At 70.7% G+C, this 21320-nt stretch carries 15 protein-coding genes; 8 read left to right on the forward strand and 7 right to left on the reverse strand.

The window, feature by feature from the left end:
- The first annotated feature begins 374 nt into the window (after positions 1 to 374).
- Both IE153_RS09295 and ptsP read left to right on the forward strand, forming a co-directional pair.
- Positions 375 to 824, forward strand: coding sequence for a PTS sugar transporter subunit IIA (locus tag IE153_RS09295; RefSeq protein WP_189589289.1), 450 nt, complete (start codon positions 375 to 377; stop codon positions 822 to 824).
- Between the two features lie 78 nt (positions 825 to 902).
- Positions 903 to 2573: a phosphoenolpyruvate--protein phosphotransferase gene (gene ptsP / locus IE153_RS09300; protein ID WP_189589290.1), complete on the forward strand. Its 1671-nt coding sequence runs from the start codon at positions 903 to 905 to the stop codon at positions 2571 to 2573.
- Between the two features lie 69 nt (positions 2574 to 2642).
- Here the strand turns inward: ptsP and IE153_RS09305 are convergent, their stop codons facing one another.
- Together IE153_RS09305 and IE153_RS09310 are read right to left on the reverse strand one after the other, a co-directional pair.
- Complete coding sequence (locus IE153_RS09305) at positions 2643 to 3533, reverse strand: DUF8829 domain-containing protein (protein WP_189589291.1); 891 nt, start codon at positions 3531 to 3533, stop codon at positions 2643 to 2645.
- A gap of 174 nt (positions 3534 to 3707) precedes the next feature.
- Positions 3708 to 5675 carry an acetoacetate--CoA ligase gene (locus tag IE153_RS09310; protein WP_189589292.1) on the reverse strand — a complete coding sequence of 656 codons (1968 nt, stop codon included), beginning with the start codon at positions 5673 to 5675 and terminating at the stop codon, positions 3708 to 3710.
- A 211-nt stretch (positions 5676 to 5886) separates the two neighbouring features.
- Between IE153_RS09310 and IE153_RS09315 the strand changes: the two genes are divergently transcribed.
- Positions 5887 to 8253, forward strand: a complete 2367-nt coding sequence (locus IE153_RS09315) for a glycoside hydrolase family 31 protein (RefSeq protein ID WP_189589293.1) — start codon at positions 5887 to 5889, stop codon at positions 8251 to 8253.
- A gap of 2 nt (positions 8254 to 8255) precedes the next feature.
- Here the strand turns inward: IE153_RS09315 and IE153_RS09320 are convergent, their stop codons facing one another.
- Positions 8256 to 8792 carry an NUDIX domain-containing protein gene (locus IE153_RS09320; RefSeq protein ID WP_189589294.1) on the reverse strand — a complete coding sequence of 179 codons (537 nt, stop codon included), beginning with the start codon at positions 8790 to 8792 and terminating at the stop codon, positions 8256 to 8258.
- A 46-nt stretch (positions 8793 to 8838) separates the two neighbouring features.
- Positions 8839 to 9648, reverse strand: a complete 810-nt coding sequence (locus IE153_RS09325; protein WP_189589295.1) for a M15 family metallopeptidase — start codon at positions 9646 to 9648, stop codon at positions 8839 to 8841.
- A gap of 176 nt (positions 9649 to 9824) precedes the next feature.
- Here IE153_RS09325 and IE153_RS09330 point away from each other — a divergent pair, with 176 nt between their 5' ends.
- The 5 genes from IE153_RS09330 to glpK all read left to right on the forward strand — a co-directional run bounded on the left by IE153_RS09330 (position 9825) and on the right by glpK (position 16391).
- A complete protein-coding gene (locus IE153_RS09330; protein WP_189589614.1) occupies positions 9825 to 10250 on the forward strand; it encodes a Zn-ribbon domain-containing OB-fold protein in 426 nt (141 codons plus the stop codon).
- A complete protein-coding gene (locus tag IE153_RS09335; protein WP_189589296.1) occupies positions 10247 to 11437 on the forward strand; it encodes a lipid-transfer protein in 1191 nt (396 codons plus the stop codon). The genes IE153_RS09330 and IE153_RS09335 overlap by 4 nt, the downstream gene beginning before the upstream one ends.
- Before the next feature lie 163 nt (positions 11438 to 11600).
- Positions 11601 to 13310 carry a GGDEF domain-containing protein gene (locus IE153_RS09340; protein ID WP_229828955.1) on the forward strand — a complete coding sequence of 570 codons (1710 nt, stop codon included), beginning with the start codon at positions 11601 to 11603 and terminating at the stop codon, positions 13308 to 13310.
- 746 nt (positions 13311 to 14056) lie between these two features.
- Positions 14057 to 14851, forward strand: a complete 795-nt coding sequence (locus IE153_RS09345) for an MIP/aquaporin family protein (RefSeq protein WP_189589298.1) — start codon at positions 14057 to 14059, stop codon at positions 14849 to 14851.
- 19 nt (positions 14852 to 14870) lie between these two features.
- Positions 14871 to 16391 (forward strand): glycerol kinase GlpK, encoded by a 1521-nt coding sequence (gene glpK, locus IE153_RS09350; RefSeq protein ID WP_189589299.1) that lies wholly within the window; start codon positions 14871 to 14873, stop codon positions 16389 to 16391.
- Positions 16392 to 16614: 223 nt separating this feature from the next.
- Here glpK and IE153_RS09355 read toward each other — a convergent pair whose 3' ends face one another.
- Genes IE153_RS09355 through IE153_RS09365 form a run of 3 tightly spaced genes read right to left on the reverse strand, consistent with a single transcriptional unit; the run spans position 16615 to position 21319 of the window.
- Positions 16615 to 17220, reverse strand: coding sequence for a GTP-binding protein (locus IE153_RS09355; RefSeq protein WP_184913705.1), 606 nt, complete (start codon positions 17218 to 17220; stop codon positions 16615 to 16617).
- Positions 17201 to 20899, reverse strand: a complete 3699-nt coding sequence (locus IE153_RS09360) for a hydantoinase B/oxoprolinase family protein (RefSeq protein ID WP_189589300.1) — start codon at positions 20897 to 20899, stop codon at positions 17201 to 17203. The genes IE153_RS09355 and IE153_RS09360 overlap by 20 nt, the downstream gene beginning before the upstream one ends.
- A gap of 24 nt (positions 20900 to 20923) precedes the next feature.
- Positions 20924 to 21319, reverse strand: a complete 396-nt coding sequence (locus tag IE153_RS09365; RefSeq protein WP_031109092.1) for a DUF742 domain-containing protein — start codon at positions 21317 to 21319, stop codon at positions 20924 to 20926.
- Position 21320 lies beyond the last annotated feature (1 nt).

The following is a 21320-nucleotide window of genomic DNA, read 5'->3' on the forward strand; positions in this document are numbered from 1 at the left end:
AGGAACGGTCGCTTCCTTTGTACTCACCCTCTCGGGCTTTCCTCCGGGCTTCCCTTCGGTGTTCCAAACTCTATCAGTGTTTTTCCGGCCCTCTGACCACCGTCCTGCAGGCATGCAGAAGGGGACCCAGAGATAGGATCTGACAAGTTGGTTGCTGCTCGGCCAGGGCGCAAGGTTGCGTCGCTCAGCCCCAAGCAGGAGTACGACTGTACACGCGGCCGCGGAGCCGATGCAAATCGATTTGAGGTATGGTCTAGACCACTTCGGAGTGCGCACGCGGAACCGGCACTTCAGGTGACATACGCTGCTCAACAGTGTGCCGCCCGGTACCTACAGGGACGGCCATATCGATCTCCATCCCTGGGAGGCTTCCCATGACCACCGTGACGTCCCCGCTCGCAGGACGCGCCATCGGACTGGCAGCCGTGCCGGATCCCGTCTTCTCCGGGGCCATGGTCGGCCCGGGCACAGCGATCGACCCCGTACGAGAGCCCTCCGAGGCCGTCTCCCCCGTGGATGGCGTCATCGTCTCCCTGCATCCGCACGCCTTCGTCGTGGTCGACGAGAGCGGCCACGGTGTGCTCACCCACCTCGGTATCGACACCGTGCAGCTCAACGGCGAGGGTTTCGACCTGCTCGTGAACAAGGGCGACACCGTCCGGCGCGGCCAAGCTGTCGTGCGCTGGAACCCGGCCGCCGTCGAGGCCGCCGGGAAGTCCGCGATCTGCCCGGTCGTGGCGCTGGAGGCCACGGCCGAAGCTCTCTCCGATCTTCGCATCGACGGCGAAGTGAAGGCCGGCGACAGTCTCTTCCTCTGGAAGTGACGTCCGTGCCGTCATATGACGGCGAGTACGACAACCAACGCGGCGGCGGGGCCCGCCGCTCTATCGGAGACGGGTGAGATGGAGACAACGCTGCGAGGCGTCGGCGTGAGCCACGGTGTGGCCATCGGCGAGGTACGGCACATGGGAACGGCGGTGCTCGAGCCGCCCGCGAAGCAGATCCCGGCGGAAGAGGCGGAGCGTGAACAGGGGCGCGCCCGCAAGGCCGTGGAGGCGGTGGCGGCAGACCTGATGGCGCGCGGCAACCTGGCCGGCGGCGAAGCCCAGGCGGTGCTCGAGGCGCAGGCCATGATGGCCCAGGATCCCGAGCTGATGGCCGATGTGGAGCGTCGGATCGCCGTCGGCAGCACGGCGGAGCGCGGGGTGTACGACGCGTTCGCCTCGTACCGCGAACTGCTGGCGGGAGCCGGTGAGTACCTCGCTGGTCGCGTGGCCGACCTCGACGACGTGCGGAATCGTATTGTCGCCCGTCTGCTGGGGGTGCCGATGCCGGGCGTCCCCGACAGCGACGAGCCCTACGTGCTGGTGGCCCGTGACCTCGCGCCTGCGGACACCGCGCTGCTGGACCCCACTCTGGTGCTCGGCTTCGTCACCGAGGAGGGTGGTCCGACCAGCCACAGCGCGATTCTGGCCCGGGCGCTCGGTGTGCCGGCCGTGGTGGCGCTGCCGGGGGCCGGTGAGCTCGCCGAGGGCACGATGATCGCCGTCGACGGCAGCACGGGAGAGATCTTCGTGGATCCGAGCGACGAGAAGAAGGCCCAGCTCGAGGCCGCGGCCGCCCAGCGGAAGGCCGCGTTGGCGGCCTCTACCGGCCCCGGTGCCACCGCTGACGGTCACAAGGTGCCGCTGCTCGCGAACATCGGTGGCCCCGCTGATGTGGAGGCCGCCGTCGAGGCCGGTGCCGAGGGCGTCGGTCTCTTCCGTACCGAGTTCCTCTTCCTGGACGACAGCAAGCAGGCGCCGTCCGAGGAGAAGCAGGTCGCTGCGTACCGGCAGGTGCTCGAGGCGTTCCCCGAGGGGCGTGTCGTGGTGCGCGTGCTGGACGCGGGTGCGGACAAGCCGTTGGACTTCCTCACCCCGGCGGACGAGCCGAACCCGGCGCTCGGCGTGCGGGGGCTGCGGACGCTGCTGGATCACCCGGACGTCCTGCGTACCCAGCTGACCGCGCTGGCGAAGGCCGCCGAGGGGCTGCCGGTCTACCTCGAGGTCATGGCCCCGATGGTGGCGGACCGTACGGATGCCCGGGCTTTCGCGGCCGCGTGCCGTGAGGCTGGGCTGCGGGCGAAGTTCGGCGCGATGGTCGAGATCCCGTCGGCCGCTCTGCGGGCTCGCTCGATCCTGCAGGAGGTCGAGTTCCTGTCGCTGGGGACGAACGACCTCGCTCAGTACACCTTCGCCGCCGACCGTCAGGTGGGTGCGGTCTCCCGTCTGCAGGACCCGTGGCAGCCCGCGCTTCTCGACCTGGTGGAGCTGTCCGCCGAGGCGGCGAAGGCCGAGGGGAAGAGCTGTGGTGTGTGCGGTGAGGCCGCGTCCGACCCGCTGCTCGCGTGCGTGCTGACCGGTCTGGGTGTCACCTCTCTCTCGATGGGTGCCGCGTCGATTCCCTATGTCCGGGCGACGCTGGCGAAGTACACGCTGGCGCAGTGCGAGCGGGCCGCCGCGGCGGCGCGGGCCACGGACAGCGCCGAGGACGCGCGCAGCGCCGCGCAGGCGGTGTTGTCGGGCGAGTAGCTCCGGCCTTGCTGCCGACGGCTTCCCGGGAGGGGCGCTCCACTGAGGTGGGGCGCCCCTCCGGCGTTCTCAGTGCTGGTGGCCCTGGGCGGGTTTCTCCTCGCCGAGGTCGGGCGGTGCGCAGTAGTCGACGTTGGATTCCGGGGAGATCAGGTCTCCGGATTCGATGTCGGTGCAGTAGGCGTCGAAGACCTCTCCCGCGGTGAGGGGTTCGAGTCCGTATGCGCGCATGCGCCAGCCGTAGACGCGGTCGGGTGTGTCCGGGGCGCTCACACGGACGACGAGTCCTCCGGGACTTTCGGTGGCCAGGCCGAGGGCCAGGACCGTGGTGAACTCGAGGGCTTCGGTCTCGTCCAGTTCCAGGGCGGATCCGTCGTCGGCGATGTGGAGGGCGGCGATGAGGGTTTCCGGCGGTCCGGTGACGCTGCAGACGAGGTGGCGGTTGCCGGGCGGGGCCGTGTCGAGGATGCGGACGAGGAGGCCTGCGGCTCGGGTGAAGGCGGCGCGTCCGATGTCTTCGCCGCAGGAGGTGCAGGCGCCCAGTCGGGCGAGGAGGGTGGTCGCGTACTCCCAGGTGGCCTGCCGGACGGCCTCGTCGACGAGGGCCGGGACGAGGTCGGCCAGCGGCCGGCCGTCGTAGGGAAGGGTCGGGCCGGTGGCCGCGATCTGTGCCGTGAAGCGGGTGCGGCTCGATGGGTTGTCGGGGTCCACACCCTTTTGCGTGCAGAACTCGGCGTATTCCTCGGGGTCGAAGAGGGCCACTGTGGTGTGGCTGCCCTGCAGGGCTCGGGTTTTGAGGAGGGACTCGACCTGTTTCAGGTAGGTCGCGTGGTCGGCGAAGGTGAAGGTGCGGTAGCGCCGCATGGCCCTGAAGTCGTGTTCGTCGGTGAGCAGGCCGATGGTGCCGGCGATCTCGCGGTGCAGGACGCGTCGCATGGTGCGGTTGTCGGTGTGCGCCATTGTTTCCCCCTGTGCACGGTCGATCAATGCTCACTTACAGTAACCGGCAGCACTGACAATCGATCCGGGCGTGATGAGCGTGCACGCAATCGAAACCTGGAGGCGCAGGTCACAGGGGGTATGCGTGGTGATCTGCGCCGTGAGTCATGGTGACGGGGAGTTGCGCGACAGGGGTCAGGCGCGCTTGCGGGCCAGGTCCTCGTAGAAGTTCAGCAGGTCGAGGTTGTCGATGGAGCCCGGGTTGACCGCCTTCTCCAGCGGGGTGCCTTGCAGGAGGCGCTTGACGGGGACCTCGATGCGCTTGCCGGTGAGGGTGTGCGGGACGCCGGGTACTTCGATGATCTCGTCGGGGACGTGGCGCGGTGACAGCTGCTCCCGGATCGTCTGTTTGATGCGGTTCAGCAGGGCTTCGTCGAGGACCGCCCCGGGGGCCAGGTGGACGAACAGGGGCATCCAGTAGCCGCCGTCGGGCTGCTCGATGCCGATGACGAGGGATTCCCTGATCTCGGGGAGCCGCTCGACGGCTTCGTAGATGTCGGCGGATCCCATGCGGACGCCTTGGCGGTTGAGCGTGGAGTCGGAGCGGCCGTGGATGACGACCGATCCGCGGGAGGTGAGGGTGATCCAGTCGCCGTGCCGCCACACGCCGGGGTACGTGTCGAAGTAGCTGTCGTGGTAGCGGCCGCCATCGGGGTCGTTCCAGAAGTGGATGGGCATCGACGGCATGGGGTTGGTGACGACGAGTTCGCCGACCTCGTCGACGAGGGGGTTGCCGCTCGGGTCCCAGGACTGCAGGTCGGTGCCGAGGCACGGGGCCTGGAGCTCGCCGACGTGGACGGGAAGGGTCGGTACGGCTCCGGCGAAGCAGGAGCACACGTCGGTGCCGCCGCTGACGGAGGCGATCCACAGGTCGTCGCGGACCTCGTCGTGGAGCCAGCGGAAGCCGTCGGGCGGGAGGGGCGACCCGGTGGTGGCGACGCACTGCACGGAGGACAGGTCGAAGTCGCGGGAGGGGTGCACGTCGGCCTTTCGGCACGCCATGACGTAGGCGGCCGAGGTGCCGTAGAGGGTGGCTTTCGTGCGTTCGGCGATCCGCCACTGGGCGCCGGTGTCGGGATAGCCGGGGCTGCCGTCGTAGAGGACGATCGTGGTGCCGGTGAGCAGGCCGGAGACGAGGAAGTTCCACATCATCCAGCCGGTCGAGGTGTACCAGAAGAAGCGGTCCTCGGGGCCGAGGTCGCAGTGCAGGCCGAGTTGCTTGAGGTGCTCGACCAGGATGCCGCCCTGGGACTGGACGATGGCCTTGGGCAGACCGGTCGTGCCGGAGGAGTAGAGCACCCACAGGGGGTGGTCGAAGGGCACCTGCTCGAAGACGGGGTCGGTGTCGGCCGAGGTGAGGGCCGACCAGTCCAGGGCGTCCTCGGGTGCCTCGGTGCCGAGGAGCGGGATGTGGATCACTGCGCGCAGGGTGGGCAGTTCGCGGCGCAGTTCGGTGACGACGTCGCGCCGGTCGTGCTCCTTGCCGCCGTAGCGGTAGCCGTCGACCGTGAAGAGCACCACGGGTTCGACCTGCTGGAAGCGATCGAGGACGCTGCGGGCGCCGAAATCGGGTGCGCAGGACGTCCAGACCGCGCCGACGGCGGCTGTGGCGAGGAGGGCCACCACCGCCTGGGGGACGTTCGGGAGGTAGCCGCTGACGCGGTCGCCGGGGCGTACGCCGAGGGCGCGCAGTTCGGCGGCCAGGGAGCCGACCTGGCGGCGCAGCTCGGCCCAGGTGACGGGGCGTGGTTCGTGTGTCTCGTCGACGTGCAGAAGGGCCGGTTCGTCCGCGCGGGTGGCCGCCGCGCGCAGGGCGTGTTCGGCGTAGTTGAGAGTCGCTTCGGGGAACCACTGGGCGCCCGGCATGGAGCGGTCGCCGAGCACGCGCGCGTAGGGGTGCGAGAAGCGGACGTCGAACCATTCCGTGACGGCTCTCCAGAAGGTGTCCAGCTCGTCGACGGACCAGCGCTGCAGCGCCGCGTAGCCGCCGTCGGCGGGGGCGCCGTGGTGTTCGGCGGCCCAGGCCTGGAACCTGGTGATCCGTGCGCGGGCGATGCGCTCGGGGTCGGGCTGCCAGAGCGGCTGGAAACTGTCGGTGGACATGGTCGGCTCCCGGACTGTGCGCGTCGTGTGCGTCCTCCGCGCACGGGCTGGGGTGTGCGCGTGAGCGGCTGGCACGGACAATGCCATGTGATCGACTTCGGCACCAGGGTGCGCCCCACATAGTCCGCGTCGTGAAGATGTGGTCCTGGCACGGGTGAACGGCAGTTGAACGACACACGTGTGCGGGGCGGTCGGTGGCAGGGTGAGCAGCATGAACGGTCGTGACCTGGTGCGTTCGGTGAAAGCGGTGGCTTCGGTGGGGGCGGCGCAAGGTGTGCGTACCGTACGAGCAGCGTGGCGCAGGCGGCGGACCGACGCCACCGGGCTGCCGGCGCGGGGGCCGGAGCGTGCGCGGGTGCCCGGGCCCGTGGCGGGAGCGGAGCCGGGGCCGGGCGGCGGTGTCGTCCGGTTCAGCCGGTCGGAGCTGCGGATTCTGGTCGCCGTGAACGGGGCCGTGTTCTGGGGCTGGGACGGGGCGGAGCCGGAACCGTCGTACGCGCTGGCCGGCCGTTGTCCCGAGCCGGATCCTCGGGCGGTCCTGGAGCCGGACAAGGACGGCGGCTGGCGTGTGGTGGCCGAGCGGGTGACGGTGGTGGTCTCGCGGTACGGAGCGGTGGAGGTGCGTACCCCGGGTGGTGTGCCCCTGCGGCGTGTTCTGCCGCCGCGGTGGTGGGAGCCGGTCGGCGGCGGTCCGGCGCGGTGGATGCAGCGGTCGGAGGTGGGCGCCGACGCGCGGTTCTTCGGCCTCGGGGGGCGTAGCTCGGGTCCTCGGCTGCCGGACGGCACCTACCGGCTGTGGAACAGCGATCCCGGCCGTGCCTTCGCGCCCGGAGAGGACCCGCTGTACATCACGATGCCGGTGCAGCTGGTGGTGTCCGACGGCGGTACGCATCTGGCGTTCCACGACAGCTCGTGGGACGGCACGGTGACGCTGCGGGAGGGCGAGGAGGGCGCGGGTTCCGGGCACGACCGTGCCGGGACGTGCGAGCTGCGGATGGACGGCGGGCCGCTGCGGTGCTGGGTGATGGTGGGCACCCCCGCGCGCGTGCTGCTCGCCTGGGCGTCGCTCACCGGGGCGCCCGCGCTGCCGCCCGCGTGGGCGCTCGGCCACCATCACGCGCGGTGGGGGTTCGGCGGTGAGCAGGAGGTGCGGCGGATCGTCGCCGGCTACCTGGAACATGGTCTGCCTCTGGACGCCGTGCACCTGGACATCGACCACCTCGACGCTCATCAGGTGTTCACCGTCGACCAGGACCGCTTCCCCAAGTTGCCCGTGCTGGCCGAGGAACTCCGGCGGGACGGCATCCGGCTGGTGTCGATCGTCGACCCTGCTGTGAAGGTTCTTCCCGGCAACGCGGTGTACGACGGCGGTGTGGCCGGGGAAGCGTTCGTGCGGGATGCCTCGGGGGAGGTCGTGGAGGGTGTCGCGTGGCCCGGGGAGGCCGTGTTTCCCGATTTCACGCACGCGCGCGTGCGTGAGTGGTGGGGCGGCCTCTACGAGGAGCGGCTCGCGCAGGGTTTCTCGGGGTTCTGGCACGACATGAACGAGCCCACGTCGTTCACCGCGTTCGGCGAGTCGACACTGCCGCGCTCCGCTCGTCACTCCCTGGAGGGACGCGGCGGTGACCATCGTGAGGCGCACAACGTGTACGCGCTGTGCATGGCCAGGGCAGGCTACGAAGGGCTGCGGAAGCTCGCGCCCGAGGTGCGGCCGTTCCTGTTCTCCCGCTCCGGGTGGGCCGGCATGCAGCGCTACGGGGGGACGTGGTCGGGGGACGTGGCCACCGGGTGGCCGGGGCTGCGGGCGTCGTTGGCGCTGGTGATGGGGCTGGGGCTGTGCGGCGTCCCGTACTCGGGGCCTGACGTCGGGGGCTTCGACGGGGATCCGTCGCCCGAGCTGTATCTGCGGTGGTTCCAGCTGGGCGCGTATCTGCCGCTGTTCCGTACGCACGCGAGTCTGCGGGCGGGGCGCAGGGAGCCGTGGGAGTTCGGTGGCGAGGTGCTGGAGCACGCGCGCGTGGCGCTCGTCGAACGCCGTCGGCTGCTGCCGTACTTCATGACGCTGGCGCATCTGGCGAGGCGTACTGGAGCGCCCTTCGTGCGGCCGCTGTGGTGGGCGGCGCCGGAGGAGCGGGCGCTGCGCGACTGCGACGACGCCTTCCTGCTGGGTGACAGCCTGTTGGTGGCGCCGGTGCTGGCCCCGGACGCCGACCGGCGTGCCGTGCAGCTCCCGTGGGGGCGCTGGTACGACACCGCGACAGGGCGGGCGTACGAGGGGCCGGGGCAGGTGCTCGTCGACGCTCCCCTGGCGCGGATTCCGGTGTTCGCGCGCGCGGGTGCCGTGCTTCCGGTACGCGGGGAGGACGGCGGGCTGGAGCTGGAGGTGTGGGCGCCCGCCCGGGGGCGGACCGGGGGCGGGCTGGTCGTGCCGGACGGGGGCGACGGATGGGAGGAGCCGGAGATCGAGCGCTACACCGCTCGGTGGACGGGCTCCCGGGTGGTCGTCGAGCGGGAGGGCGAGGACGGCGGCGGCGCACCGTCCTACCCGGTGCGCGTCCGCGGGGCCGCAGAGCGCTGAGCTCAGATGTACCGGCCCTCGAACCAGGCCCGCACGGCCAGCGTGTGCAGGGGGAAGGCGAGTTCCTCGGGCCTGCGCAGGAGGTGCCAGCCCTCCGTCTCGTCCGTGGCGGCGGAGGAGGGCAGGCCCTCGGCCGGGCGCTCCGGGAGGAGGCCGAAGAGCAGCAGGTGTCCGTCGGGAGAGCTCATCGCGTCGGCGAGCCGTACGTCACGGCCGGCCGCGTCGATGCCGGTCTCCTCCCGGAGTTCGCGTATGACGGCCTGCCGCCAGTCCTCCCGGTCGTCGATGTAGCCGCCGGGCAGGGCGATGCCCCCGCGCGCGGGGGCGATGGTTCGGGTGATGACGACCAGGGCGGTGCCCTTGGTGTCGTACACGGGCTGGAGGGCGACCGCGACCGGGAGCGGATTGCGGTAGGCCACGGCCCCGCACACCGGGCAGGTGCGGGGCCAGCCGGTGACGCCCTCTCCGTAGGGCGCGCCGCAGCTCGAACAGTGGGAGTTCGGCGCGGAGTTGGAAGCGGAGTGCTGAGATTCGGACACGCGCGGACTGTAGCCGATCACGGAGAGGGCGCTTCGAGCAGGCTGCTCAGTGAGCGCTGGTGAGGGACTTCCTGGCCACGGGGAAGTCGAAGTACGTGTCCGGATGGGTCTCGGGCTTGAAGGTGTAGTGCCACCACTCCTCTGCCAGGTTCACGAAGCCGAGGCCTTCGAGGGTGTCCTTGAGCAGTAGTCGGTTGGCGCGCTGTCGGCCCTGGATGCGTGGGTCGAGGGTGTGTGAGAGGGGGTCGAAGCAGTCGAAGCCGGTCCCCATGTCGATGGAGTTGTCGGGGAACCGCGCGCCCTGGGGTGCGAAGCAGGGCACCAGGGGCTCTCCGGGGTGGTAGGGCCGGGTCGGCTTCGCCGGGAGCCTGACAAGCGTGACGTCCAGGGTCGAACCACGGCTGTGGCCGGATTTCGCCGCGATGTAGCCGTCGGCGAACAGCCGGGTCTTGTCGACGTTCGGGTAGAACTCGCCCTTCATCGCCTCGTCGTCGAGGTCTTCGGCCCAGCGGACGAAGTGGTCCACCGCGCGCTGCGGCCGGTAGCAGTCGTACACCTTGAGGGTGTAGCCCTGGCGCAGGAGCTTGCGTTGGGCCTTGTGGAGGGCTTCCGCGGCGGGGCGGGTGAGGATGCAGATGGGCTGCCGGTAGCCGTCGATGCGCTCACCCACGAAGTTGTGCGGGGTGACGTAGCGCATCTCCTGGAGGATGGTCGGATCCACGCTTCTCAGCGCCACGAAGTCCTTCGGTGCTTTCGGGTCGGTGCCGGCCTGGGCGGTCGTGCTGGGTGCGGTCGATGCCAGCAGGGCGGCGAACGTGGTGATGAGGGCACGCGCCACGGTGGTGAGTCGTGTCATGCCCCTGCGTCTACCAGGACTGGTGGCGTCGTGAAAAGGGGCCGCATGCGGAGTCCGCGACCGTCCGTTGGCTTCGGGCTCGTGGACTGCCGATCTCCGACCGACCGTGACACACTTCTGACGTTCCGTCAGATTTCATGTGCAGGGAGGGTGCTGTGGCGCGTGCGCGAACACCTGTGGTGGCGGGGTGGTTCACCGGGGAGGGGGACGATTTCCGGCTGCTCGGCACGCGTTGTTCGGCGTGCGCCTCGGTCTTCTTCCCCCGCGAGGACCATCACTGCCGCAACCCCGCCTGCGCGGGCGGCGAGTTGACGGAGGTTCCGCTGTCGCGGCGAGGGCGTGTCTGGTCGTTCACGGACAGCCGGTATCCCCCTCCGTCACCCTACGTGACCGATCCGGAACTTTCGTGGGAGCCGTGCGCGTTCATCGCTGTGGAGCTGGAGGCCGAGCGGATGGTGGTGCTGGGACAGGCGGCTCCCGGGATCACCGTCGCCGACCTGGCGGTGGGCCTGGAGGTGGAGGTCGTACCCGGTGTGCTCCATGAGGACGCGGAGACGACCTGGACGACGTGGCACTGGCGGCCGACGGGGGTGACGGCATGACGGAAGAGGTGGCGGTGCTCGGCGCGGGCATGCACCCGTGGGGCAAGTGGGGGCGCAACTTCGTGGAGTACGGCGTCGCGGCGGCCCGCGAGGCGCTCGCCGATGCCGGGCTGGAGTGGCGGGACATCGGCGCGATCGTCGGTGCGGACACGGTGCGGGGCGGTTATCCCGGCCATGTCGCCGGGGCTACGTTCGCGAAGGCACTGGGCTGGCAAGGGGCCCGGGTCACCAGCGTGTATGCCGCGTGCGCGTCCGGGGCGCAGGCCATCGACGCCGCGCGGGCGCAGATCCTCGCCGGGCTCGCCGATGTGGTGCTCGTCGTGGGTGCCGATGCCGCTCCCAAGGGGTTTTTCCGCCCTGCGGGCGGGGACCGGCCGGACGATCCCGACTGGCTGCGGTTCCGGATTCTCGGGGCCACCAACCCCGTGTACTTCGGGCTGTACGCCCGCAGACGCATGGCTCGGCACGGTGACACGCCGGACGACTTCGCACAGGTCAAGGTGAAGAACTCGGCGATGGGAGCGCTGAATCCCCACGCACGCTACCGCAGCCGCGTGACCGCCGATGAAGTCGCCGCCTCCGCAGTGGTCGCCGACCCGCTGCGACTGCTCGACATCTGCGCGACCTCCGACGGCGGTGCGGCGGTCGTGCTCTCGAGCATGGAGTACGCGCATCGGCACGGGCGGGCGGAGCCGGTGCGGATCCGCGCGGTGTCCACGGTGACCCCGCGCTACCCGAACACCGTGCTGGACCTGCCGGACATCGCCACGGACTCCGCGCGGGCGGTGGAGCCACCGGGCGAGACGTTCCGCAGATCGATCGCCCGGGCAGCCTACGAGGAGGCGGGTCTCGGGCCGGAGGACCTGTCGCTCGCCGAGGTCTACGACCTGTCCACCGCCCTCGAGTTGCAGTGGTACGAGGACCTGGGGCTGTGCGGGGAGGGCGAGGGCGTGAAGCTGCTGAGGGACGGGGCGACAGCCCTGGGAGGGCGTATACCGGTGAATGTCAGCGGCGGACTGGCGTCCTTCGGGGAGGCCGTTCCGGCGCAGGCGATAGCCCAGGTCTGCGAGCTGACCCTGCAGTTGAGGGGCGTGGCGGGTGACCGGCAGGTCCCGGGAGCGCGCGTCGGCATCACCGCGAACCAGGGGCTGTTCGGCCACGGGTCGGCGGTGATCGCGGTGCGGTGAGCCTTCAGCGGCCCTGGACCGGGCGGCGGCGCTGCTGCTGACGCCGGTCCTTCCGTTCCATTGATCCCGCATGACGCATACGCTGTGTGATCGCGCCGGAATCCTGCGTGAACGTCTCATGAACTGCGCTTGGGTGTGCGCCGGTGGCGTCAATCATGCTGCCGTGCACTCCTGGACGGACACTCTCCGCTTCGCCTTCCAACCGGTGGTCAATCTGACGACCGGAGCGGTCGCGGGGCTGGAGATACTCGCCCGACCGGAGACCGGCGACGTCCTGGCCGAGGCCCGCCGGGACCCGGAGCTCGACTGCCGGCTGGCGGTGGCGGCGATCCGCGCGGCGGCACGGAAGGAGACCCTGCTCCCGCTGTTCGTCAACGTGTACGCCGGGACCCTCGCCGACCTCGGAGGGCTCCCTTCCCTGCACGACGCTGTGCGTGAGGCCGGGCGCCTCCCCTGGGAGGTGACGCTCGACATCTGCCCGCCGTACACGCATGTGCCGCAGCAGGCTCTGCTGGAGGCGGTGGCCGCGCTGCGCGGGCAGGGCTTCCGGATCTGCGCGGACGGTGTCGGGGACGGGGATGTGCCGTTGCGGCTGCTCTCGGACCTCGCGCCCGGCCTGGTCAAGCTGGACGCGTCGCTGCTGACACGACCGGCCGTGGTGCGGTCGATGCGGACGCTGTGCGACGAGATGAGGGCGCTTCTGGCCGTGGAGGGGGTGGAGACCGAAGGGCAGTGCGCGGCGGCGCTGGCGTCCGGGGCCCAGCTGGCGCAGGGCGAGCTGTTCGCGCCGCCGGCCCGCCTGCCCGCCGCGGACGTCTACGTCCCGCCCCGCTCCCCCGCCGAGGCGCCGACTCCGGGGTCCGGGCCGCCGGTGCGCGAGTTCGTCCGGCCCGCCGCCCTGCTGCCCGCCACGGCGTCCGCGGGGCAGGTACGAGCCCTGTTGACCGGGTCACCGGATGTGTCCGGGGTGCTGCTCGTGGACACCAGGGGCGTTCCGGTCCGGTCGGTGCACCGCTCCCGCTTCCTGCTGTCGATGTCGGGGCGCTACGGGCACGCCCTGTACGCCGACCGCCCCGCGGTCAAGCTCGGTGACCAGCCGCGGACGGTGGGCGTCGACGCCACGGCCTGGGAGGTGCTGGACGTGGTGGCGGTCGGTGAGCGGGACCGCACCTCGGACGACGTGGCTGTGGTGGACGAGTACGGACGGTGCGTGGGGGTCGTGCGGCTCGCCGACCTCGTGCGAGCCCTGGCCGAGACACGGGTGGAGGAGGCGGCGGGACTCAATCCGCTGACGCGTCTGCCCGGCTCGGACGCGATCACCGGCGAGGTCGACCGTCGGATCGCGGCCGGGCGGGCGTTCGCGTTGAGCTGGCTGGACGTCGACCACTTCAAGCAGGTCAACGACGGGGCCGGATTCGCGGCGGGAGACGAACTGATCAAGGCGGTGGGACGGGCGTTGCAGCAGGCCGCGACGGAGGGCGCGCGGGTGGGGCACATCGGCGGGGACGACTTCCTGGTGCTCGCCGATCCGGACGGTCTTGATCCGCTGGCCGCCTCGGTGCTGGACGCTCCCTGGTCGGCCGGGGGCCGACCGGTCAGTCTGTCGCTCGCGACGGTGCTGTGCGCGCCGGGCAGCGTGAGCGACCACCGGCAGGCCGCGGCCTGCCTGGCCCCGTTGAAGAGGGCGGCGAAGGCGCTGCGCGGGGCGAGTTGGGTGCTGGGCCGGGCGGGCGTGGCGGGCCATGAGACCCGCCGGGGCTCGCAAACGACGCCGGAGCCTGGGCATGAGCCGGCGTCGGCCGTGGCGCCTGCGTCTGCGTCTGCGTCTGCGAGGTGCGGTATGGCGGTCGAGAGCGGCTCCCAAGGCGTCTGAGGCGCTGGCGCCAGCCCCTGTTCGGCCGTTCCCCGCTCGACGTGGTCGGGCGCCGGTGCTCGCCCCGTTCGGCAGCGAGCCGGCGCGTGGGCCGTGGAGTTGCGGCGCTGACGAGGTCGTGCACGGGCGCGGCGGTGACCGGTCGCCAGGCCCCGCCGTGACCGGTCACCGGGCCCCCTCCGCGGAGGCCAGGGCCCCGCGGAACTCCTGCGGTTGAGAAACCTCCAGGTCAGGTGGATCCTGGACACTAGCAAGCGAGGAGTCAGGTGCGGCTGGGCTTTCGCCCCTGGCGGAGCCCGGCGGAGGCCGGACACCATCAGCCAAGCCTCGCGCGGCGCACCGAGGCCCGCGCGGGTCCGGAACAGATCTGAAATCTGAACAACGACCCGACCGGGCGCCGCCATGGCCGAGCAACCGGCCCGTCGGCCAGGCGCGATCCCGGTGGCCGTCGGATGGCCGTCAACCGTTGCGGTCGGCGACCTTGACGCCCTTTGGGTGCCGGTGAACACTTCCGGTGTCAGTCGACATCGCCGTACATAGTCGGCGTATTCCGGCACTGCGGCGCGTGGGCGCGCCTACGCCAAGGCCCGTTCCCCCACGGGCGATTCGGCTGCGACGGCACGCTCGTCACGGATGCCGGGCGGGGCGCGGGATCTCCCTGCCTTCGGCTGAAGTAGCCACGGGAAAACGCACCCTGCAGGTGAGGACCGGGGCCGATCGTCCCGGGCCAAGGCTGAGGAGCAGCCATGACTAACGGAGACATTTTCTTCGGCGAGATGATCGGCACGGCGATTCTGATCATGTTCGGTGCCGGCGTGTGTGCCGCCGTCACCCTCAGATTCTCGAAAGCACGGGCCTCCGGGTGGATCGTGATCGCGTTCGGCTGGGGCTTCGCCGTGCTGGCCGGCGCGTACACCGCCGCTCCCCTTTCCGGAGGGGTCATCAACCCCGCCGTCACCTTCGGCCTGGCCGTCGACACCGGCGTGTGGAGCAAGGTCTGGGTCTACCTGCTGGGCCAGATCACCGGCGCCATGATCGGGGCCGTCCTGTGCTACCTCGTGTACTACGCCCAGTTCGCGGCCAACGTGCGGAAGACGGGCACCACGGAGGGCACGGCGGACGAACCGGTTCCGACGCTCGGGATCTTCTCGACCATCCCTGAGATCCGGAACCCGATCGCCAACCTGATGACGGAGATCCTCGCCACCATTGCGCTGGTGTTGCCCATCCTGGCCCTGGTCGGGCAGGACAGGCACGTGGAGGGCGTCGGCATCGGCCTGATTCCCGGGGGCGGCGGCATCTACGGGTCCGGTATCGCGATCCTGCTGGTGTCTCTGCTGGTCGTCGGCATCGGCCTGTCCCTGGGTGGTCCCACCGGCTATGCCATCAACCCGGCGCGCGACCTCGGTCCGCGCATCGTCCACGCCATCCTGCCGATCCCGAACAAGGGCACGTCCGACTGGGGCTACTCGTGGATCCCCGTCGTCGGTCCACTGATCGGCGGCCTGCTCGGTGGCGTCATCTACAACGCAGCCTTCTGATCCAGCCGAAGGGGTAGCCATGACGGACAACTCCGCGAAGTACGTCGCAGCCATCGACCAGGGCACCACGTCGAGCCGCTGCATCGTCTTCAGCCAGGACGGCGCGATCGTCGCCGTGGACCAGCGCGAGCACCGCCAGATCTTCCCGAAGCCCGGCTGGGTGGAGCACGACGCCACCGAGATCTGGTCGAAGGTGCAGGCGGTGGTGGCGGGAGCGCTCGCCAAGGCCGGTCTGAGGGCCGACCAGCTGAGCGCGATGGGGATCACCAACCAGCGCGAGACGACCCTCCTGTGGGACCGGGCGACCGGCAAGCCGGTGCACAACGCGATCGTCTGGCAGGACACGCGGACGGCGGCGCTCTGCAACCAGCTGGGCGGCTCGGACGGGCAGGACCGCTTCCGTGAGCAGACGGGTCTGCCGCTGGCCACCTACTTCTCCGGGCCCAAGGCGGCCTGGCTGCTCGACAACGTGCCCGACCTCCGGGCGCGGGCCGAACGCGGCGAGATCGCCTTCGGCACGATGGACTCCTGGCTGATCTGGAACCTCACGGGCGGCACGGACGGCGGGCAGCACGTCACCGACGTGACCAACGCCGGGCGCACCATGCTGATGAACCTGGAGACCCTCCAGTGGGACCCCTCGATCCTCTCGGCGATGAACGTCCCCGAGGCCATGCTGCCCGAGATCCGGTCCTCCTCCGAGGTGTACGGCACCGCCGTGGGCCAGCTCGCCGGGGTCCCCGTGGCCTCCGCGCTGGGCGACCAGCAGGCCGCCGTGTTCGGCCAGGCCTGCTACGACGTGGGCACCGCGAAGAACACGTACGGCACGGGCAGCTTCCTGCTGCTCAACACAGGCAGCCGCCCGGTGCCGTCGAAGAGCGGCCTGCTGACGACCATGGGGTACAAGATCGGCACTGAAGCGCCGGTCTACTGCCTGGAGGGCGCGATCGCCATCACGGGCGCGCTCGTCCAGTGGTTCCGGGACCAGCTCGGCATCATCCGGACGGCCGACGAGATCGAGCCCCTGGCGGCGAGCGTCGAGGACAACGGCGGCTCGTACATCGTGCCGGCGTTCTCCGGCCTGTTCGCGCCGTACTGGCGCTCCGACGCGCGTGGCGTGATCACCGGACTCACCAGGTACGTCACGAAGGCACACCTCGCGCGCGCGGTGCTGGAGGCGACGAGCTGGCAGACCCGCGAGGTCGTGGACGCCATGTACCAGGACTCCGGGGTGCACATCACGACCCTCAAGGTCGACGGCGGCATGACGAAGAACAACCTGCTCATGCAGCACCAGTCGGACGTGCTCGACGTGCCGGTGGTGCGGCCCAAGGTCTCCGAGACGACCTGCCTGGGTGCCGCGTACGCGGCCGGTCTGGCCACCGGTGTGTGGAACGACCTGGACGAGCTCAAGGCGCACTGGCAGAAGGACGTCGAGTGGACGCCGAACATGGAGGCGTCGGTGCGGGATCGCGAGTACCACAACTGGCGCAAGGCCGTGGAGAAGAGCTTCGGCTGGGAGGAGGAAGGCGACAGCTGACCACGCGCGCGTGGAGCGTCGCCACGGCTGCGGCCCGTACCCCGGTCGGCGAGGGTACGGGCCGTGCTCATCGGTACTCGGTTACGGGGCCGAGATCCGGTCGGGGAGTGCAGCGGCCCCGTGCGCGTCGGTCCTCAGCCAGGGGGCCATGCGCGGTGGGTCTCGTTTGCAGGGCCATGTGTGCCGGTCTTCGAGTACGGGCCGTACGCGTAGATCCTCTGTGTCAGCCGGACACGGCCTCGCGGCGGTCGGCCGCGTACGCCATGGCGTGCTGGACCACGCCTATGAGTGCTTCCTTGACCGATTCGCGGTCCCGGGCGTCGCACATCAGGAGCGGCACGCCCTCGTCGAGGTCGAGGGCCTGACGGACGTCCTCGATCGGGTAACGGGGAGCGCCCTCGAAGCAGTTGACGCCGACGAGGAAGGGGATCGAGCGCCGTTCGAAGTAGTCGACGGCGGCGAAGCAGTCCTCCAGGCGGCGGGTGTCGGCGAGCACGACGGCACCGAGCGCGCCCTCGGAGAGCTCGTCCCACATGAACCAGAACCGCTCCTGCCCGGGCGTGCCGAAGAGGTACAGCACGAGGTCCTCGCGGAGGGTGATGCGGCCGAAGTCCATGGCCACGGTCGTGGTGTTCTTGCCTTCCACGCCGCTGGTGTCGTCGACCGGGCGCCCGGCCTCCGTGAGCAGCTCCTCGGTGCGCAGCGGCCTGATCTCGCTGACCGCGCCGACGAGCGTGGTCTTGCCCACGCCGAAGCCGCCGGCCACCAGGATCTTGAGCGTGACGGGCTCGACCGGAGGCTTGCCGCGCTCAGAACGCCCGAAGATCATCGATCTCTTCTCCTGCTTGATGGGGGTCGGGCGACGGCGGGCCATAGCCTCCGCCGCCTGGGGTTTCGATGACGAGTACATCGCCGGTGACGAGGTCCGCGGAGTCGCTGCCGCCGAGTGCGGTCACCGTGCCGTCCGCGTGCTCCACCCGGTTGGCGCCGAGAGCACCCGGCTCGCCGCCCGCCATGCCGTAGGGCGGGACCCGGCGGTGCTGGGACAGGGTGGAGACGGTCATGGGTTCGAGGAAGCGGATGCGGCGTACGGCGCCGTCCCCGCCGTGCCACCGGCCGGCGCCGCCACTGCCGCGCCGGACGGCGAACTCCTCGAGGCGTACAGGCAGTCGCCACTCCAGAACCTCGGGGTCGGTGAGGCGGGAGTTGGTCATGTGGGTCTGGACGACGGGTGCGCCGGGAAAGCCTTCCCCCGCGCCGGAGCCTGAGGCAACGGTTTCGTAGTACTGGTGGCGTTCGTTGCCGAAGGTGACGTTGTTCATGGTCCCGGAGCCCTCGGCCTGGACGCCGAGCGCCGCGTAGAGGGCGCCGGTGACGGCCTGGGAGGTCTCCACGTTGCCCGCGACGACCGCGGCGGGCGGCTCGGGGGCGAGCAGGGAGCCCGGCGGGACGACGATGGTCAGGGGGCGCAGACAGCCGTCGTTGAGGGGGATGTCGTCGGCGACGAGGGTGCGGAAGACGTACAGGACGGCCGCGTTGACGACCGAGAAGGGGGCGTTGAAGTTGGTGGGCAGCTGGGCGGACGTGCCGGTGAAGTCGATGGTCGCGGCCCGGTTCTCGCGGTCCACGCGCACGGCCACGCGAATGACGGCGCCCGCGTCGGTCTCGTAGGCGTAGTCGCCGTCGTCGAGGGCGTCGATGACCCGGCGTACGGCCTCTTCGGCATTGTCCTGGACGTGCCTCATGTAGGCCTGGACGACGTCGAGGCCGTAGTCCTCGATCATGCGGCCGACCTCGTCGACGCCCTTGCGGTTGGCGGCGATCTGGGCGCGCAGGTCGGCGAGGTTGGTCTTCGGGTTGCGGGAGGGGTGGCGCGCCTCGGTGAGGAGGCGGAGGGTCTCGGCCTCGCGGAAGCGGCCGTTCTCGGCGAGCAGCCAGTTGTCGAAGAGGACGCCCTCCTCCTCGATGGTGCGGCTGCCCGCGGGCATGGAGCCGGGGGCGATGCCGCCGATCTCGGCGTGATGGCCGCGTGAGGCGACGTAGAAGAGGATCTGCGGATCACTGTCCGGAGCACCCTCCGAGCCGCTCCTCGCGTCACTCTCCGTGCCGGGTGGTGGTGTGGTGCCGAAGACCGGCGTGATCACGGTGACGTCGGGCAGGTGGGTGCCGCCGTGGTACGGGTCGTTGACGGCGTAGGTGTCGCCCGGGCGCATGCGAGGGCCGCGCCGCCGGATGACCTCTTTGACGCTCGTGCCCATCGAACCCAGGTGGACGGGGATGTGCGGGGCGTTGGCCACCAGGTTTCCGTCCGGGTCGAAGAGGGCGCAGGAGAAGTCCAGGCGCTCCTTGATGTTGACGGACTGGGCGGTTGATTCGAGCCTGGCGCCCATCTGCTCGGCGATCGACATGAACAGGTTGTTGAAGACCTCAAGCAGAACCGGGTCGACTTTCGTGTCGAGATCGGAACTCTGTGTAATCGCGGCGCGTTCCATGACCAGATGCCCGTCGTCGGTCGCCGTGGCCCGCCAGCCGTGGTCGACGACGGTCGTGGAGCTGGCTTCGGTGATGATCCCCGGGCCGGTGACGGTGTCGCCGGGAGGAAGGTCCTCGCGGCGGTGGAGGGGTACGTCGCGCCAGGCGCCGTCCGTGTGGAGGCGGACGGTCCCGGGCGCTGCGGAGCCGCGGGCGGGGCTGCCGTCGGGGGCGGCTCGCCAAGGGGCGAGGGCAGAGAGATCGGGGGGTTCGGTGATGCCGGTGGCTTCGACGGAGAGGGCTTCGACGACGATCGGGCGGTCGAGCGTGAAGGAGTACGTGGCGCGATGACGTTCTTCGAAGGCGTGTCGCATCGTGCCGGGCTCGGTCAGCTCGACGGTGAGGGTGGTGTCCGTGCCGTCGTAGCGCAGTTCCGCGCGTCGGGTGACCTCGATGTGCTCCTCGGGGACGTCCTCGGCGAGGAGTTCGGCGCGGGCCGCCGCCTCCAGGTCTTCGGCGGTCTTGAGGACACCGGGCATCGAGGCGGCTTCCAGGGGTGCCTCGACGGACTGCTCGCGCATGGCGGTGGTGTCGGCGAGGCCGATGCCGAGTGCGGAGAGAACGCCGGCCATGGGTGGTACGAGGACGGTGCGGATGCCGAGGGAGTCGGCGACCTTGCAGGCGTGCTGGCCACCGGCGCCGCCGAACGTGGTGAGGGCGTAACGGGTGACGTCGTGGCCCTTCTGGACGGAGATCCGCTTCACCGCGGACGCGATGTTGGCCACGGCGATCTGCAGGTACCCCTCGGCGACCTGTTCCGGCGTGCGGTCGTCGCCGGTCTGCTCGCCGATCTCGCGGGCGAGGGCGGTGAAGCGGTCCCGGACGAGCACCTCGTCGAGGGCCTCGTCGCCGCCTGGTCCGAACACCTTCGGGAAGTGGGCGGGCTGGATCCGGCCGAGCATGACGTTGGCGTCGGTGACGGCGAGCGGCCCACCGCCCCGGTAGCAGGCAGGTCCGGGGTCCGCGCCCGCCGAGTCCGGCCCTACGCGGTAGCGGGAGCCGTCGAAGTGCAGGACGGAACCGCCACCGGCGGCGACGGTGTGGATGTCCAGCATCGGGGCGCGCAGCCGTACGCCGCCGATCCGGCTGGTGAAGACGCGCTCGTACGCGCCGGCGAAGTGGGAGACGTCGGTGGAGGTGCCGCCCATGTCGAAGCCGATCACGCGGTCGAAGCCGGCGAGCTGCGACATCCGGGCCATGCCGACGATGCCGCCGGCCGGCCCGGACAGGATGGCGTCCTTCCCGCGGAACTGCCCGGCCTCGGTGAGGCCGCCGTTGGACTGCATGAACATCAGCCGTACGCCTTCGAGCTCGTCGGCGACGTGCCGGACGTAGCGGCGCAGTACGGGCGAGAGGTAGGCGTCGACCACGGCGGTGTCTCCGCGGGGGACGAGCTTCATCAGGGGGCTGGCCTCGCCGGAGAGCGAGATCTGCGGAAAGCCGATGCGGGCGGCGAGCTCTCCGACGGCCTGTTCGTGGGCCGGGTGGAGGTGGCTGTGCATGCAGACCACCGCGACGGCGCGGATCCCGTCGTCGTACGCCGCCTGGAGCGGCCCGGCGAGGGCGTCCAGGGCGGGGGGGCGCAGGACGGTGCCGTCGGCGGCGATGCGCTCGTCGACCTCGACGACCCGTTCGTACAGCAGCTCGGGCAGGTCGATGCGGCGGGCGAAGATGTTCGGGCGGTTCTGGTAGGCGATGCGCAGGGCGTCGCGGAAGCCGCGCGTGATGACCAGCAGCGTGCGCTCGCCCTTGCGCTCCAGGAGGGCGTTGGTGGCGACGGTGGTCCCCATGCGCACGCTGTCGACGGGGTCGTCGGAGCCGTCCAGCAGGGTGCGGACACCCTCGACCGCGGCGTCGGCGTAGCGGGCGGGGTTGTCCGAGAGCAGCTTGTGCGTGAGCAGCCGGCCGTCCGGGCGCCGGGCGACGACGTCGGTGAAGGTGCCGCCGCGGTCCACCCAGAACTGCCAGCCAGTCACGTCAGTACCCCGCTTCCGCGCTGCTCACAGCGCCCGGAGGCCGTTGATCACGTCGCGCAGAATACTCTCGTCCGGCAGCTCGGCAGGGGGTACGGGCCGGTTCACATGGACGAATTCTCCATCCACGAGATCTCCGACGAGGACCCGTACCACTCCGATCGGCAGGTCGAGTTCCGCTGCGAGTTCGGCGACCGACTGCGGGATGTCACGGCACAGTTCGACGATGTCCACGTGCTCGGGGGAGAGCATGTGATCCGCTTCCGGATCGTCCGCGTGCGGCTCCGCGACCACGACCGCGATCAGGTCCAGACGGTGCTGGCCCTGGCTGCTGGTGCGGCCGCGGGTCATGGCGTACGGGCGGACGACCGGTCCGGCGTCGTCGTCGAACCAGTGGCTTCTTCCCTGACCGTCAGCGCTCATG

The sequence above is a fragment of the Streptomyces massasporeus genome, from assembly GCF_014648995.1.
Lineage (GTDB): Bacteria > Actinomycetota > Actinomycetes > Streptomycetales > Streptomycetaceae > Streptomyces > Streptomyces massasporeus.